This is a genomic window from Streptomyces sp. NPDC037242 (assembly GCF_055604165.1).
Genome location: NZ_JBVJUY010000032.1, coordinates 60,923 through 74,686, shown reverse-complemented (window position 1 = coordinate 74,686; position 13,764 = coordinate 60,923). Strand labels below are relative to the sequence as shown.

The following is a 13,764-nucleotide window of genomic DNA, read 5'->3' as shown; positions in this document are numbered from 1 at the left end:
TGGACGGTGCTATGACTGAGAACCTGCCGCGCACCCCCCGCCCCCTTCGCGTCCTGGCCGCCATGTCCGGCGGCGTGGACTCCGCCGTCGCCGCCGCCCGCGCGGTCGAAGCCGGGCACGACGTGACCGGCGTCCACCTCGCGCTCTCCGCGAACCCGCAGTCCTTCAGGACCGGCGCCCGCGGCTGCTGCACCATCGAGGACTCCCGCGACGCCCGCCGCGCCGCGGACGTCATCGGCATCCCCTTCTACGTCTGGGACCTCGCCGAGCGCTTCCGCGAGGACGTCGTCGAGGACTTCATCGCCGAGTACGAGGCCGGGCGCACCCCGAACCCGTGCCTGCGCTGCAACGAGAAGATCAAATTCGCGGCGCTGCTCGACAAGGCCCTCGCCCTCGGCTTCGACGCCGTCTGCACCGGCCACTACGCCACCGTCGTCCTGAACGAGGACGGCTCCCGCGAGCTGCACCGCGCTTCCGACATGGCCAAGGACCAGTCGTACGTCCTCGGCGTCCTCGACGAGAAGCAGCTCGCCCACGCGCTCTTCCCGCTCGGCGACACCCTCACCACCAAGGACGAGATCCGCGCCGAGGCCGAGGAGCGGGGCCTGGCCGTCGCGAAGAAGCCCGACAGCCACGACATCTGCTTCATCGCCGACGGCGACACCCAGGGCTTCCTCGCGAACCGCCTGGGCAAGGCCGAGGGCGACATCGTCGACGAGACCGGCGAGAAGATCGGGACCCACGAGGGCGCCTTCGGCTTCACCATCGGCCAGCGCAAGGGCCTGCGGATCGGCCACCCCGCCGCCGACGGCAAGCCGCGCTACGTCCTGGACATCTCCCCGGTGAACAACACCGTCACCGTGGGCCCCGTCGAGGCCCTCGACGTCACCGCCCTCACCGCGATCCGCCCCCGCTGGTGCGGCTCCACGCCCGCCGCGCCGGGTACGTACACCGCGCAGCTGCGCGCCCACGGCGGCGAGACCGAGGTCTTCGCCGAGGTCGTGGACGGCGAGCTGCGCGTCTCCTTCACCGAGCCGGTCCGCGGCGTGGCCCCCGGCCAGGCGATCGTGCTCTACGACGGCACGCGCGTGGTCGGCTCCGCCACCATCGCCTCGACCACCCGTTCCGAGGCAGCCACCCCCGCCTCGGCCTAGGTCGTGTCGTCGAAGTCCCGTCTGGCCGGCGGGGCCTGGCCTTCGGGCGGCCGACGCCACTTTGACGACACTTCCTAGGCGACCGTCAGGACGATCTTGCCGCTGGTCCGGCCGCGCTCGCCGATCTCGTGGGCCTCGGCGGCCTGCTCCAGCGGCAGGACCGTGTCGATGACCGGGCGGAGCCTGCCGTCCGCGACGAGGGCCGCGATGGCCTTCAGGCCCGCGTGGTCGGGCTCGACCAGCGTCCAGCCGGTGCGGAAGCCCTCGGCGCCGGCGGGCACGTCGTCGGGGCCGTTCAGGGTGATCAGGTGCCCGCCGGGGCGCAGCACCTTCAGCGAGCGCGTCCCGTAGTCGCCGCCGATGGCGTCGATCACGACGTCGACCCCGGAGACCGCGTCCTCGAAGTCGGTGGTCCGGTAGTCGATCACCTCGTCGGCGCCGAGCGAGCGGACCAGCTCGTGCTTGCCGGCGCTGGCGGTGCCGATCACGTACGCGCCGAGCGCCTTGGCGATCTGGACGGCGAAGTGCCCGACGCCGCCGGCGGCCGCATGGACGAGCACCCGCTGGCCCGCCCGGAGGCCCGCGGTGTCGGTCAGCGCCTGCCACGCGGTGAGCGCGGCCAGGGGGAGCGCGGCCGCCTGGACGTGGTCGACGCCGGCGGGCTTGCGGGCGAAGTGCCGCGCGGTGGCCGTGACGTACTCGGCGTAGCCGCCGGCCTGGGCCGGGAAGCGCGGCATGCCGAAGACCTCGTCGCCCGGCAGGAACATCGTCACGCCGGGGCCGACGGCCTCGACGGTGCCGGACACGTCCCAGCCGACGGCCGGGACCGGGCCCCAGGGGATGAGGGCGCCGGAAGCGCGGGTCTTCCAGTCCACCGGGTTGACCCCGGCCGCGTGGACCCGGACCAGGATCTCGCCCATGCCGGGCTCGGGGCGGTCCAGCTCGGTCTCGGTCAGTACCTCGGGTCCGCCCCACTGGCTGACGACGATGGCGCGCATGTGTTTCTCCTCAGGTGTGTCTGCTGCTGTGCAACCAGCTTCGGCGTCGGGACGAAGCCGTGGTATTGGCCGGACGGCCACCATGTGTCAGGATCTGGCCATGCACAGAATTGCCGTACTCGCCCTCGAAGGCGTTCCCCCGTTCGAGCTCGGAATCCCCTCCCGGGTCTTCGGCAATGCCCTGGACGAGGCCGGGAACCGGCTCTACGAGCTCACCGTCTGCACCGCCGACGGGCAGCCCGTCACCAGTGACGCGGGCTTCACCGTCGGCGTCACGGCGGGCCCCGAGGCCCTCGCCGCCGCCGATACCGTGATCATCACGCCCACGCACTCCATGGACGAGCTCGCGCACGGCGCGCCGCTGCCCCGGGCGCTGACCGACGCCCTCGCCGCGATCAGGCCCGGCACCCGGCTGGTCTCCCTGTGCACCGGCTCCTACGTCCTCGCCGCCGCCGGACTGCTCGACGGCAGGCCCGCCACCACGCACTGGCTGCACGCGCCCGAGTTCCAGCGCGGCTTCCCGCGGGTCCGGCTCGACGAGGAGGTCCTCTTCGTCGACGACGGCGACATCCTGACCTCGGCGGGCGTGGCCGCCGGCGTCGACCTGTGCCTGTACCTGATCCGCCAGGACCACGGCAGCGCCGTCGCCAACCGGGCCGCGCGGCTGTGCGTCGTACCGCCGTGGCGGGACGGCGGGCAGGCCCAGTACATCGACCGGCCCGTCCCCGAACCCACCGTCGCCACCACCACCGCCACCCGCGCCTGGGCCCTGGAGCGCCTCGCCGAGCCGGTCACGCTCGCCGAGCTGGCCGCCCACGCCCGGATGAGCCTGCGCACCTTCACCCGGCGCTTCCGCGACGAGGTGGGCATGACCCCCGTGCAGTGGCTGACCGTCCAGCGCCTGGAGGTCGCCCGCCACCTGCTGGAGTCCAGCGACCTCCCCGTCGACCTGGTCGCCCACCGGGCCGGCTTCGGCTCCGCGGGCTCCCTGCGCCAGCACATGCGGACCGCCCTCGGTGTCTCCCCGATCGCCTACCGACGCACCTTCCAGCCCAACTCCGCACCCCTGACGCACCATTGATGGACCGTCACACCATGGGCATACTGCGTGGTTCCTGCACACTTCTCTCAGGGGGAACCACGTGCGCAACCACCACGGCAGGGCGGGTGCGGCGGCTTCGGCCGCCGCACTCGCCGCTCTCGCGCTCGTGGCCGGGCTGACCAGCCCGGCCACGGCCGCGCCGCGCTCCTTAGCCTCCCCGGCCGCGACATCGGCGGCCGCCGCCGGCTCCCAGAGCACCCGAGTCACCCTCGTCACCGGCGACCGCGTGGTCCTCGACGCCGACCGCAAGCCGATCGGCCTCGAACGCGCCAAGGGCCGCGAGCACATACCCGTCTCGCTGCGCCGCGCGGGCGGCCACACCAGCGTCCTGCCGTACGACGCCGAGCCCCTGATCCGCGCCGGAAAGCTCGACCCCCGGCTGTTCGACGTCACCGAGCTGAGCCGCCCCGAGTACCAGGACCGCCGCTCCGGCCGCCTCCAGCTGATCGTCGGCTACGAGGGCGGCTCCGCCCCCGCCGCCCGGACCGCCCTGCGCGCCACCGACGGCCCCCGGGTCACCCGTACGTACGCCACCCTCGGCGCCGAGGCCGTCACCGCCGAACCCCAGGACGCCGCAGCCCTCTGGGAGGCGCTCACCGACCCCCGGCGGGACACCGGCCGCCGCGCCGCCGCCCCCGGCATCGCCACCGTCTGGCTCGACGCCGTACGCACCGCCACCCTCGACAGGAGCACCCGGCAGATCGGCGCCGACAAGGCCTGGGCCGCCGGGTACGACGGCGCCGGCGTCAAGATCGCCGTCCTCGACACCGGAGTCGACGCCACCCACGCCGACCTCGCCGGCCAGGTCGTCGCCGAGCAGAACTTCACCACGGCCGCGGACGCCAAGGACCGCTACGGCCACGGCACCCACGTCGCCTCCACCGCCGCCGGTACGGGCTCCCGCTCGGGCGGCGCCCTCAAGGGCGTCGCGCCCGGCGCGAAGCTCCTGAACGGCAAGGTCCTCGACGACAACGGCTTCGGCGACGACTCCGGCATCCTCGCCGGCATGGAGTGGGCCGTCGCCCAGGGCGCCGACATCGTCAACCTCAGCCTCGGCGGCTACGACGGCCCCGAGCTCGACCCCCTCGAAGCGGCCGTCGACAGACTCAGTGCCGACAAGGGCGTGCTGTTCGCCATCGCGGCCGGCAACAGCGGCCGCCCGGGCAGCATCAACTCCCCGGGCAGCGCGGACGCCGCGCTCACCGTCGGCGCCGTCGACGACGCGGACGCCCTCGCCGAGTTCTCCAGCGCCGGCCCGCGCGCCGCCGACGCGGCCGTCAAGCCGGACGTCACCGCTCCCGGCGTCGACATCACCGCGGCCGCCGCCCCCGGCAGCGTCATCGAGCGGGAAGTCGGGCAGAACCCCGCCGGCTACCTGAGCATCTCCGGCACCTCCATGGCGACCCCGCACGCCGCGGGAGCCGCCGCCCTGCTCAAGCAGCAGCATCCGGCGTGGAAGGGCGCCGAGCTCAAGCGCGCGCTGATCGCCTCCGCCAAGGGCGGCGCGTACGCCCCGTACCAGCAGGGCTCCGGCCGGATCGCCGTCGACGGCGCGCTGGGCCAGAGCGTGATCGCCCAGGAGGGGGCGCTGACCTTCGGCACGCAGCCCTGGCCGCACGCGGACGACACCCCGCAGTCGCGGAAGATCACGTACCGCAACCTCGGCGCCACGCCCGTCACCCTCGACCTCGCCGTCACCGGCAGCGGCCCCGACGGCAAGCCCGCGCCCGAGGGCTTCTTCACCCTCGGCGCCCGGCAGCTCACCGTCCCGCCGGGCGGCACGGCCGAGACCGCGCTGACCGCCGACACCCGCCTCGGCGGCGCGCTGGACGGCACGTACACCGCGTACGCCGTGGCGACGGCGGCCGCGGGCGACGGCGGCCGGGGCCAGAGCGTCCGCACGGCCGTCGTCGCCGAACGCGAGCCGGAGTCCTACCAGCTGACGCTCCGTCATATCGCGCGGGACGGGAAGCCGGCCGCGAACTACTTCAGCACGGTCGAGGGGATCGGCAACGGCCGCGGCGCCCGCCGCTTCGAGCCGTACGACCCCTCCGGCACGGTCACCGTGCGCGTCCCCAAGGGCGGTTACCTGCTCAACACGTACGTCATCGTCGACCCGCGCGACTTCAACAAGGGCGCCGACTGGCTCGTCCAACCCCGGCTCGACATCACCGGTGACACCACGGTGACGCTCGACGCGCGCACCACCGAGCCGGTCGACATCACCGTCCCGTCCAAGTCGGCGGTGTCCCTGTTCGCGACTCCCTCGTACACCCTGCTCACAGGCGGCGAGGACTACGGCTTCGGCCTCTGGCTCGACTCGCTCGCCGAGCTCCGCACCCGCCACCTGGGCCCGCCGCCCGCGGCCGGCACCCTCAGCCAGCAGTGGGACGTGCACTGGGGGGACGGCGACGCGACGGAGTACCACGCCGTGCTCGGCGGGCCGGTGAGCGCGTTCGCCACCGGCTACACCCGGCACCTGAAGCCGCGCGACCTGGCGGCCCTCAAGGTCGAGCAGGGCGCCTCGATCCCCGGCAAGCAGGGCTCGCTCCTCGCTGTGGGCTTCCTGCCGGGCAGCACTTCCGCGAGCGGGATGTCGCGCTGGCGGCCGCTGCCGACCGTGACGACGGTCTACGTGTCGACCGTCGACCAGGCGAAGTGGGACCTCTCCTACGCCCAGAGCGGCGGCGTGGACGAGAGCGGCTTCCCGGTCCAGGAGGCGTCGTACGAAGCGGAACGCCGCAGCTACACGGGCGGCCGCACCTATGCCGAGCGCTTCAACACGGCGGTGCTCGCACCCCGCGCGGGCGCCGGGTACGGGGTCGTGCGCGAGGGCAACACGCTCGTGGGCTCCGTACCGCTGCTGGCGGACGGCGCGAACCACGTCGGTGACTACGCCGGGGCCACCGGAAGTACGGTCCTCTACCGCGACGGGGTCGTCGCGGGCCGCAGCCAGGCCCCGCTGGCGAGGAGCGGGCCGTTCACGGTCCCGGCCGGCGACGCCGCGTACAAGCTGACCACGACCGCGCTGCTGCGCCCCGAGCTCTCCGGCACCTCGTCCAAGGTGACGGCGACCTGGTGGTTCCGCTCGAAGGAGACGGCAGCGCCGACGGCCCTCCCGGTCTCGGTGGTCCGCTTCGACGCCCGCCCGGCCGCCGACGGCACCCTGCCGGCGGGGCGGACGGCCACCTTCCCGCTGACCGTCCAGGGCCCGGCGGCCGCGGCCCCGGCCTCCCTCCGGGCGCAGGTCTCCTACGACGAGGGCTACACCTGGCAGCCGCTCGCCGTGAAGGGCGGCAAGGTCAGCGTGAAGACCCCGGCGAAGGGCGCCGCGGTCTCCCTGCGCGCCACCGTCACCGACCCGGCCGGCAACAAGTCGGAGGTGACCGTCATCCGCGCCTACCTCGCGGGCTGACCCCGTGCGCCCGCCGATGACCCCGGAGGTAATCGCCTCCGGGGCATCGGCGGGACACGATGGGGACGGCAACAAGCCGATCCCACAGGGAAGAAGGGGCCGACATGACCGCGTACGCCATCGCCCACATACGACCCGAGACGATGAACGAGGACATCCTCCAGTACATCGAGGAGATCCAGGCCACGATGGACCCCTACGAGGGCCGCTTCCTCGTCCACGGCCGCGAGGTGGAGGTCAAGGAGGGCCCCTGGCCCGGCACGATCGTCCTGATCGGCTTCCCGGACATCGAGCGGGCCCGCGCCTGGTACGACTCGCCCGCCTACCAGGCGATCCTCCCGCTGCGCACGGACCACATCGCGGGCGAGGCCATCCTCGTCGACGGCGTCCCGGCCGACTACGACGCCTCGAAGACGGCCGCCCGCCTCCGCGAAGCCGCCGGACTCTGACGTCTCGCGCCGCCCATGCCCGGGGGGCCCGCGGGAGCCGGCGGGTGCGAGCATGGGCGGTATGGCTACTCACCTGATCACCGGTGCCGGATCCGGCATCGGCGCGGCCGTCGCGGCCCGCCTGCACGCCCGCGGCGACGACCTCGTGCTCCTCGCCCGCGACGCCGCCCGCGGCAAGCAGCTCGTCGAGCGCTACCCCGGCGCCCGCGCGCTCGTCGGGGACCTCGCCGACCCCGACCGGCTCTCGTGGGCCTTCTCCAAGCAGGCCGTCCCGGAGCGGATCGACTCGCTCCTGCACATCGCCGGGATCGTCGACCTCGGCTCCGTCGGCGAGCTGCGCCCCAAGACCTGGCACCAGCAGCTCAACGTCAACCTGATCGCCCCGGCCGAGGTGACCCGGCTGCTGCTGCCCACCCTGCGGGCCTCGCACGCCACCGTCGTCTTCGTGAACTCCGGCGCGGGGCTGCACGCCCACGCCGACTGGAGCGCCTACGCGGCCTCCAAGCACGGGCTCAAGGCCCTCGCCGACTCCCTCCGGGAGGAGGAGAAGCCCAACGGCATCCGTGTGACCTCCGTGTACCCCGGCCGCACCGCCAGCCCCATGCAGGCCAAGGTCCACTCCCAGGAGGGCAAGGAGTACGACCCCGCCGCCTGGATCGACGCCGAGTCCGTCGCGACGACCATCGTCATGGCCGTCGACCTGCCCCGAGACGCCGAGGTCAACGACCTGTCCGTCAGGCCCGGCCGGTGACCGCGAGCGCGACCGGCGTCGGCTCCCTCCCGGGCGGCGACGCCCGCGAGGCCGCCAAGACCGTCACCGGCTCCTTCGAGGAGTTCCCGTACCTCGCCGAGCTGCCCGCCCGGGGTCCCGGCGCGGACATGATCGGCCGCTCGCTCGGACTGCTCGTCGACATGTACGCGCACGTCGAGCCCAGCGGCTGGCGCATCAGCGACCGGCCCGGACGGGACACCCGGCGGGCCCGGTCCTGGCTCGGCGAGGACCTCGACGCGCTGGAGGAGTTCACCCAGGGCTACACCGGCAGGCTCAAGGTCCAGGCCGTCGGCCCGTGGACCCTGGCCGCCGCCCTCGAACTGCGCGGCGGCGAGGCCGTGCTCCAGGACGCCGGCGCCTGCCGGGACCTGGCCGGCTCCCTCGCAGAAGGCCTGCGCGAGCACCTGGCCGACGTACGCAAGCGGATCCCCGGCGCCGAGGTCGTGCTGCAGTTCGACGAGCCCTCGCTCACGGCCGTACTGCTCGGCCGGGTGCGCTCCGCGAGCGGGTACCGCACGTACCGGGCCGTCGACCGGCAGGTCGTCGAGGGCACCCTGCGCGAGCTGTTCGCCGTCCACGACGGGGACGTCGTCGTCCACTCCTGCGCCCCCGAGGTGCCCTTCGGGCTGCTGCGCCGGGCCGGCGCCACGGGCGTGTCGTTCGATTTCTCCTTGCTCACCGAGCGCGAGGATGACGCCATCGGGGAAGCCGTCGAGGACGGGGTGAAGCTCTTCGCCGGAGTGGTGGCGGGCACCGACGGTCCATTGTCAGACCCTGCCGGTAGCGTCATGGGTGTCAGGAAGCTTTGGCGCAGGCTGGGACTGACTCCGGGGAGTCTGGCGGAGTCCGTCGTGGTCACTCCGTCGTGCGGTCTGGCGGGCGCTTCGCCCGCTTATGCCCGCGCGGTGCAGGCGCACTGCGTCAGGGCGGCGAGGTCGCTCGCCGACAACCCTGAGTGATGGTCGAGACGGGTCACGGGAGGACACGGCATGGCAGCCGAACAGCAGGACACGGCCGTACCGGTGGCGGTGCGCGAGCAGCACGCGCTGCTCGCCGAGCAGATCGAGGAGCACCGCTTCCGGTACTACGTGAACGACCAGCCGGTCGTCAGTGACGCCGAGTTCGACAAGCTGCTGCGCTCGCTGGAGGCGCTGGAGGAGCAGTACCCCGAGCTGCGCACGCCCGACTCGCCCACCCAGAAGGTGGCCGGGGCGTATGAGACGGACTTCGCCTCCGTCGAGCACCGCGAGCGGATGCTCTCCCTCGACAACGCCTTCGACGACGAGGAACTGGCCGCCTGGGCCGAGCGCGTGGCCCGGGACGCGAACACCTCCGACTACCACTACCTCTGCGAGCTGAAGGTGGACGGCCTCGCCGTCAACCTCACCTACGAGAACGGCCGCCTGACCCGCGCGGCCACCCGCGGCGACGGCCGCTCCGGTGAGGACATCACGCCCAACGTCCGCACCATCGCGGAGATCCCCGACCGCCTCAAGGGCGACCGGATCCCGGCCCTGGTCGAGATCCGCGGCGAGGTCTTCTTCCCGATGGAGAAGTTCGAGGAGCTCAACGCCCGCCTGGTCGAGGCGGGCGACAAGCCCTTCGCCAACCCGCGCAACGCGGCGGCCGGTTCGCTGCGCCAGAAGGACCCGAAGGTCACCGCCACGCGCCCGCTGCACATGGTGGTGCACGGCCTCGGCGCCCGCGAGGGCTTCGAGATCGACAAGCTCAGCCACGCCTACGAGCTGCTGCGCGAGTGGGGCCTGCCCACCGCCAGGCACAACAAGGCGGTGTCCTCGCTCGCCGAGGTCCGGGAGTTCATCGCGTACTTCGGCGAGAACCGGCACTCCGTCGAGCACGAGATCGACGGCGTCGTCGTCAAGCTCGACGAGATCCCGCTCCAGGGCCGGCTCGGCTCCACGGCGCGCGCCCCGCGCTGGGCCATCGCCTGGAAGTACGCCCCCGAGGAGGTCAACACCAAGCTGATCAACATCAGGGTCGGGGTCGGCCGTACCGGGCGCGTGACCCCGTACGCGCAGGTGGAGCCGGTGACGGTGGCGGGCTCGGAGGTCGAGTTCGCGACCCTGCACAACCAGGAGGTCGTCAAGGCCAAGGGCGTGCTCATCGGGGACACGGTCGTGCTGCGCAAGGCGGGCGACGTGATCCCCGAGATCCTCGGCCCGGTCGCGGACCTGCGCGACGGCAGCGAGCGGGAGTTCGTCATGCCCGCCGAGTGCCCCGAGTGCGGGACGGCGCTGCGGCCCATGAAGGAGGGGGACATCGACGTCCGGTGCCCCAACGGCCAGACCTGCCCGGCCCAGTTGCGCGAGCGGCTCTTCTACCTCGGCGGCCGGCAGTCCCTGGACATCGAGAACTTCGGCATGGTCGCGGCGGCCGCGCTGACCGGCCCGCTGGAGCCGGCCCAGCCGCCCCTGCTCGACGAGGGCGACCTCTTCGACCTCACCATCGAGCAGCTGCTGCCCATCAAGGCGTACGTCCTGGACCCGGACAGCGGGCTGCCCAAGCGGGACCCGAAGACGGGCGAGGAGAAGATCGCCACGGTCTTCGCCAACCAGAAGGGCGAGCCGAAGAAGAACGCCCTGGCCATGCTGGAGAACATCGCGGCCGCCAAGGAGCGCCCGCTGGCCCGCATCATCAACGGCCTGTCGATCCGTCACGTCGGCCCGGTCGCGGCCGAGGCCCTCGCGCGCGAGTTCCGCTCCATCGAGCGGATCGAGCAGGCCACCGAGGAGGAGCTGACGGCGACCGAGGGGGTCGGCGCGATCATCGCGGCCTCGCTCAAGGAATGGTTCGCCGTCGACTGGCACCAGGAAATCCTGCGCAAGTGGCGGGCGGCCGGTGTCCGGATGGAGGAGGAAGGTTCCGGCGAGGAGCAGGGACCGCGCCCGCTGGAGGGCCTGACCGTCGTCGTCACCGGCACTTTGCAGAGCCACACCCGGGACGGCGCGAAGGAGGCCCTGCAGAGCCGCGGCGCCAAGGTGACCGGCTCCGTCTCGAAGAAGACCTCCTTCGTCGTCGTCGGTGACAACCCCGGCTCCAAGTACGACAAGGCCGTGCAGTTGAAGCTCTCCATCCTCGATGACGCGGGCTTCGCGGTCCTGCTCGAACAGGGCCCGGACGCGGCGCGCGAGGCGGCGCTCCCGGTGGACGGCGACGCCGCGGCGGAGTAATACCGGTAGAGGGACTCGCCCCGGGGGAGTAGCGAAGGCGAACGGATGCGTGGCGTGCGGCCGTACGGGCGGGCGCACGCCTGGCGCGAGCAGCGGTGGTAAACGGCTGGTAGAAAGCTGTCGGCAGGGCGGTGACCTGTCGGATCATCGGACGGGTGACGGCGGGGTGTTGGTCCAAACTCACCCGTTCGGCGGATACCGTACTGATGAGGATGGCTGGGTCGCATTCGGGCAACCACCGCCGACCGCTGCCCTTGGGAGCCTCCCGCGTCCTACTGTTGAGGGGTGCGCCAGTCGTGCACGGCAGCGGGACGCGATTCCGGCCGTGATGGCATGACATCGGTGCCATCGCGTGGCATCGGCACCGCCGGCTGTGAGAGGGACGGGCATGAAACCCACCGAAAGCGCCGACCCGTCACCAGATTTCGGCGGGGAGATCCCGTCCATGAGGACGGGCCGGCTCGGTGTCCTGGGTTCCAGGACGCCGGACACCCGACCGCTCGACACCGCGGTGGGCGCGGGCGGACCGGGCCAGCGCACCGTGCTGCCCGTCGCCGTCGTGGCCCTGTCCGTCGTGGTGCTCGCCGTCGGTGTCGTCACGGCCCTGAGCAACCGTCACGCCCTGTTCCCCGGAGGCACGGTCGGCTGGGCGCTCGCGCTCCTCACCGGCATCATCGTCGGCCACCTCGTCGCGCTCGGCCGCGACCGCTGGTGGGGCGGCACCGGATCGGGCGCCGCGCTCACCCTCGGCGTGCTCGTCCTCTACGGCTGGATCCCCGCCGGGCTCGTCTCGCTCGCGGTGGTCACCCTGGTCGGCGCCGCCCGCCGGCACCGCTGGCGCCAGGGGCTGCTGCACGGCTCCACCGACATCCTCGGCATCGGTGCGGGGGCTCTGGTCCTCACCGCCTTCGGTGAGGCGCCGAGCGTCGAGACCCCGTGGAACCCCACCACCTGGGAGCTGGACGCGGTGCCCGAGGTCATCCTCGTCGCCGTCTCCTACCTGCTCGTCACCCGTGTGCTGCTGTGGATGGCGCTGGCCCCGCGCGGCGGCGGGCTGCCCACCGTGGCCCGTACCGCGCTGGTCCGCCAGGCCCTGGTGGCCATCGCCCTGCTCGGGATCGCCCCGCTGATCTGCGTCGTCGCCGTCACGCAGCCGGTGCTGCTGCCGCTGTTCGCCGTACCGCTGATCGCCCTGGACTCCACCCTGTGGATCGCCCGGGCGCGCGCCGAGGAACAGCTGCGGGACCCGCTGACCGGGCTGCCGAACCGGCAGTGGCTGCTGGAGCGGGCCTGGACCGCTCTGGACCAGGCTGAACGTTTGGGCACCCGGTCAGCTCTTGTGCTGATCGACCTGGACCGCTTCCGTGCGGTCAACGACACCCTGGGCCACCTCGCCGGGGACCGGCTGCTCCTGCAGATCGCGGACCGGCTGCGCGCCGCCCTCCCCGAGGACGCGGAGGCCGCCCGCCTCGGCGGCGACGAGTTCGCCGTACTGCTGCCCGTGGCCGACTCCACCACCAGCGCCCAGCGGGTCGCCCGGAACCTGGTGGCGGAGCTGAGCTCACCGCTGGACCTGGACGGCCTCACGCTGGTCCTGGAGGCCAGCGCCGGGCTCGCCGTCTTCCCCGACCACGCGCTCGACGCGGAGGGGCTGCTGCGGCGGGCCGACGTGGCGATGTACCAGGCGAAGCGGGACCGCACGGGCGTCGAGGTCTACGAGTCCAAGCGCGACAGCAACACCCCCGACCGCCTCGGCCTCCTCGGCGACCTGCGCCGGGCACTGGACGCGGGCGAGGTGGAGCTGCACTACCAGCCGAAGGTGCGGTTCGACGGCCAGGTGGCCGGCCTGGAGGCGCTCGTACGGTGGGTGCACCCCGAGCGGGGGCGGGTCTCGCCGGACGAGTTCATCGCCATCGCCGAGACCTCGGGGCTGATGCCGCACCTGACGGAGTACGTCCTGGAGACGGCGCTGGCCCAGGTGGCCCGCTGGCGCGCCCAGGGCCTGAAGGTCCCGGTGGCCGTCAACGTCTCGCCGCGCGACGTCCACACCCCCGGCTTCGCCGGAGCGGTCGCCGCACGGCTGGCCCGGCACGGGGTCCCGGCGAGCGGCCTCCAGCTGGAGATAACGGAACACGTCCTGCTGGAGGACCCCCAGCGGGCGGCGGACACCATGGCGGGCCTGACCGGCCACGGCGTGAAGATGTCCCTGGACGACTTCGGTACGGGCTACTCCTCCCTGGTGCACCTGCGGCGGCTCCCGGTCAGCGAACTGAAGATCGACCGGTCCTTCGTGGCCCGGCTCGCGGTGGACGCGCAGGACGCGGAGATCGTCCGCTGCACGGTGGACCTCGCGCACTCGCTCGGCCTCCTGGTCGTCGCCGAGGGCGTCGAGGACGACGAGACGTGGGAGCGCCTGCGGGACCTGGGCTGCGACGCCGTCCAGGGCTGGCTGGTGGCCGCCGCGATGCCCCCGCAGGAGGCCACGGCCTGGCTGCTGGCCCGCGGCGAGCGCGGCTGGCGCCGCCCGGCCGACATCACGGCGGAACTCTCCGCCGCCGCCGAGGCCGACGCCGTCTGACCCGCCGGGGGTGCCCCCCGGCGGGGCCGGAATAGGCCCCGCCGTCCAGCGGTCCGGCCGGGTGGCGGCAAACCGTTTCGTGGTGAGCGGGCCCGGCCCCATAGG

At 73.2% G+C, this 13,764-nt stretch carries 9 protein-coding genes; 8 read left to right on the top strand and 1 reads right to left on the bottom strand.

The annotated features are described in order from the left end of the window. Positions 1-11: 11 nt before the first annotated feature. Positions 12-1,154 carry a tRNA 2-thiouridine(34) synthase MnmA gene (gene mnmA / locus ACZ7GJ_RS30340; RefSeq protein WP_470756100.1) on the top strand — a complete coding sequence of 381 codons (1,143 nt, stop codon included), beginning with the start codon at positions 12-14 and terminating at the stop codon, positions 1,152-1,154. 74 nt (positions 1,155-1,228) lie between these two features. On the opposite strand, the gene ACZ7GJ_RS30335 is transcribed toward mnmA, so the two are convergent. Continuing rightward, complete coding sequence (locus ACZ7GJ_RS30335) at positions 1,229-2,152, bottom strand: NADP-dependent oxidoreductase (RefSeq protein WP_470756099.1); 924 nt, start codon at positions 2,150-2,152, stop codon at positions 1,229-1,231. 100 nt (positions 2,153-2,252) lie between these two features. On the opposite strand from ACZ7GJ_RS30335, the gene ACZ7GJ_RS30330 reads away from it, so the two are divergent. From ACZ7GJ_RS30330 to ACZ7GJ_RS30300, 7 genes are all read left to right on the top strand, one after another. Next, positions 2,253-3,233 carry a GlxA family transcriptional regulator gene (locus ACZ7GJ_RS30330; RefSeq protein WP_470756098.1) on the top strand — a complete coding sequence of 327 codons (981 nt, stop codon included), beginning with the start codon at positions 2,253-2,255 and terminating at the stop codon, positions 3,231-3,233. Positions 3,234-3,294: 61 nt separating this feature from the next. Continuing rightward, the gene (locus ACZ7GJ_RS30325; protein ID WP_470756097.1) at positions 3,295-6,669 is read left to right on the top strand and encodes a S8 family peptidase; all 3,375 of its coding nucleotides are present in this window, start codon (positions 3,295-3,297) and stop codon (positions 6,667-6,669) included. 104 nt (positions 6,670-6,773) lie between these two features. Then, complete coding sequence (locus ACZ7GJ_RS30320; RefSeq protein ID WP_470756096.1) at positions 6,774-7,118, top strand: DUF1330 domain-containing protein; 345 nt, start codon at positions 6,774-6,776, stop codon at positions 7,116-7,118. A 61-nt stretch (positions 7,119-7,179) separates the two neighbouring features. Next, entirely contained in the window at positions 7,180-7,869 is a 690-nt protein-coding gene (locus ACZ7GJ_RS30315) for an SDR family oxidoreductase (RefSeq protein ID WP_470756095.1), read from the top strand. Then, positions 7,866-8,849 (top strand): methionine synthase, encoded by a 984-nt coding sequence (locus ACZ7GJ_RS30310; protein WP_470756094.1) that lies wholly within the window; start codon positions 7,866-7,868, stop codon positions 8,847-8,849. Before ACZ7GJ_RS30315 ends, ACZ7GJ_RS30310 begins: the two co-directional genes overlap by 4 nt. Positions 8,850-8,879: 30 nt before the next feature. Beyond that, positions 8,880-11,081, top strand: coding sequence for an NAD-dependent DNA ligase LigA (gene ligA / locus ACZ7GJ_RS30305; protein WP_470756093.1), 2,202 nt, complete (start codon positions 8,880-8,882; stop codon positions 11,079-11,081). 388 nt (positions 11,082-11,469) lie between these two features. Further along, complete coding sequence (locus tag ACZ7GJ_RS30300) at positions 11,470-13,659, top strand: putative bifunctional diguanylate cyclase/phosphodiesterase (RefSeq protein ID WP_470756092.1); 2,190 nt, start codon at positions 11,470-11,472, stop codon at positions 13,657-13,659. Positions 13,660-13,764: the final 105 nt, after the last annotated feature.

Excerpts from the sequence above, each read along its gene's own strand:
- ACZ7GJ_RS30320 (WP_470756096.1), top strand. The coding sequence starts at position 6,774 with ATGACCGCGTACGCCATCGCCCACATACGACCCGAGACGATGAACGAG.
- mnmA (WP_470756100.1), top strand. The coding sequence starts at position 12 with ATGACTGAGAACCTGCCGCGCACCCCCCGCCCCCTTCGCGTCCTGGCC.
- ligA (WP_470756093.1), top strand. The coding sequence starts at position 8,880 with ATGGCAGCCGAACAGCAGGACACGGCCGTACCGGTGGCGGTGCGCGAG.
- ACZ7GJ_RS30300 (WP_470756092.1), top strand. The coding sequence starts at position 11,470 with ATGAAACCCACCGAAAGCGCCGACCCGTCACCAGATTTCGGCGGGGAG.
- ACZ7GJ_RS30315 (WP_470756095.1), top strand. The coding sequence starts at position 7,180 with ATGGCTACTCACCTGATCACCGGTGCCGGATCCGGCATCGGCGCGGCC.
- ACZ7GJ_RS30335 (WP_470756099.1), bottom strand. The coding sequence starts at position 2,152 with ATGCGCGCCATCGTCGTCAGCCAGTGGGGCGGACCCGAGGTACTGACC.
- ACZ7GJ_RS30330 (WP_470756098.1), top strand. The coding sequence starts at position 2,253 with ATGCACAGAATTGCCGTACTCGCCCTCGAAGGCGTTCCCCCGTTCGAG.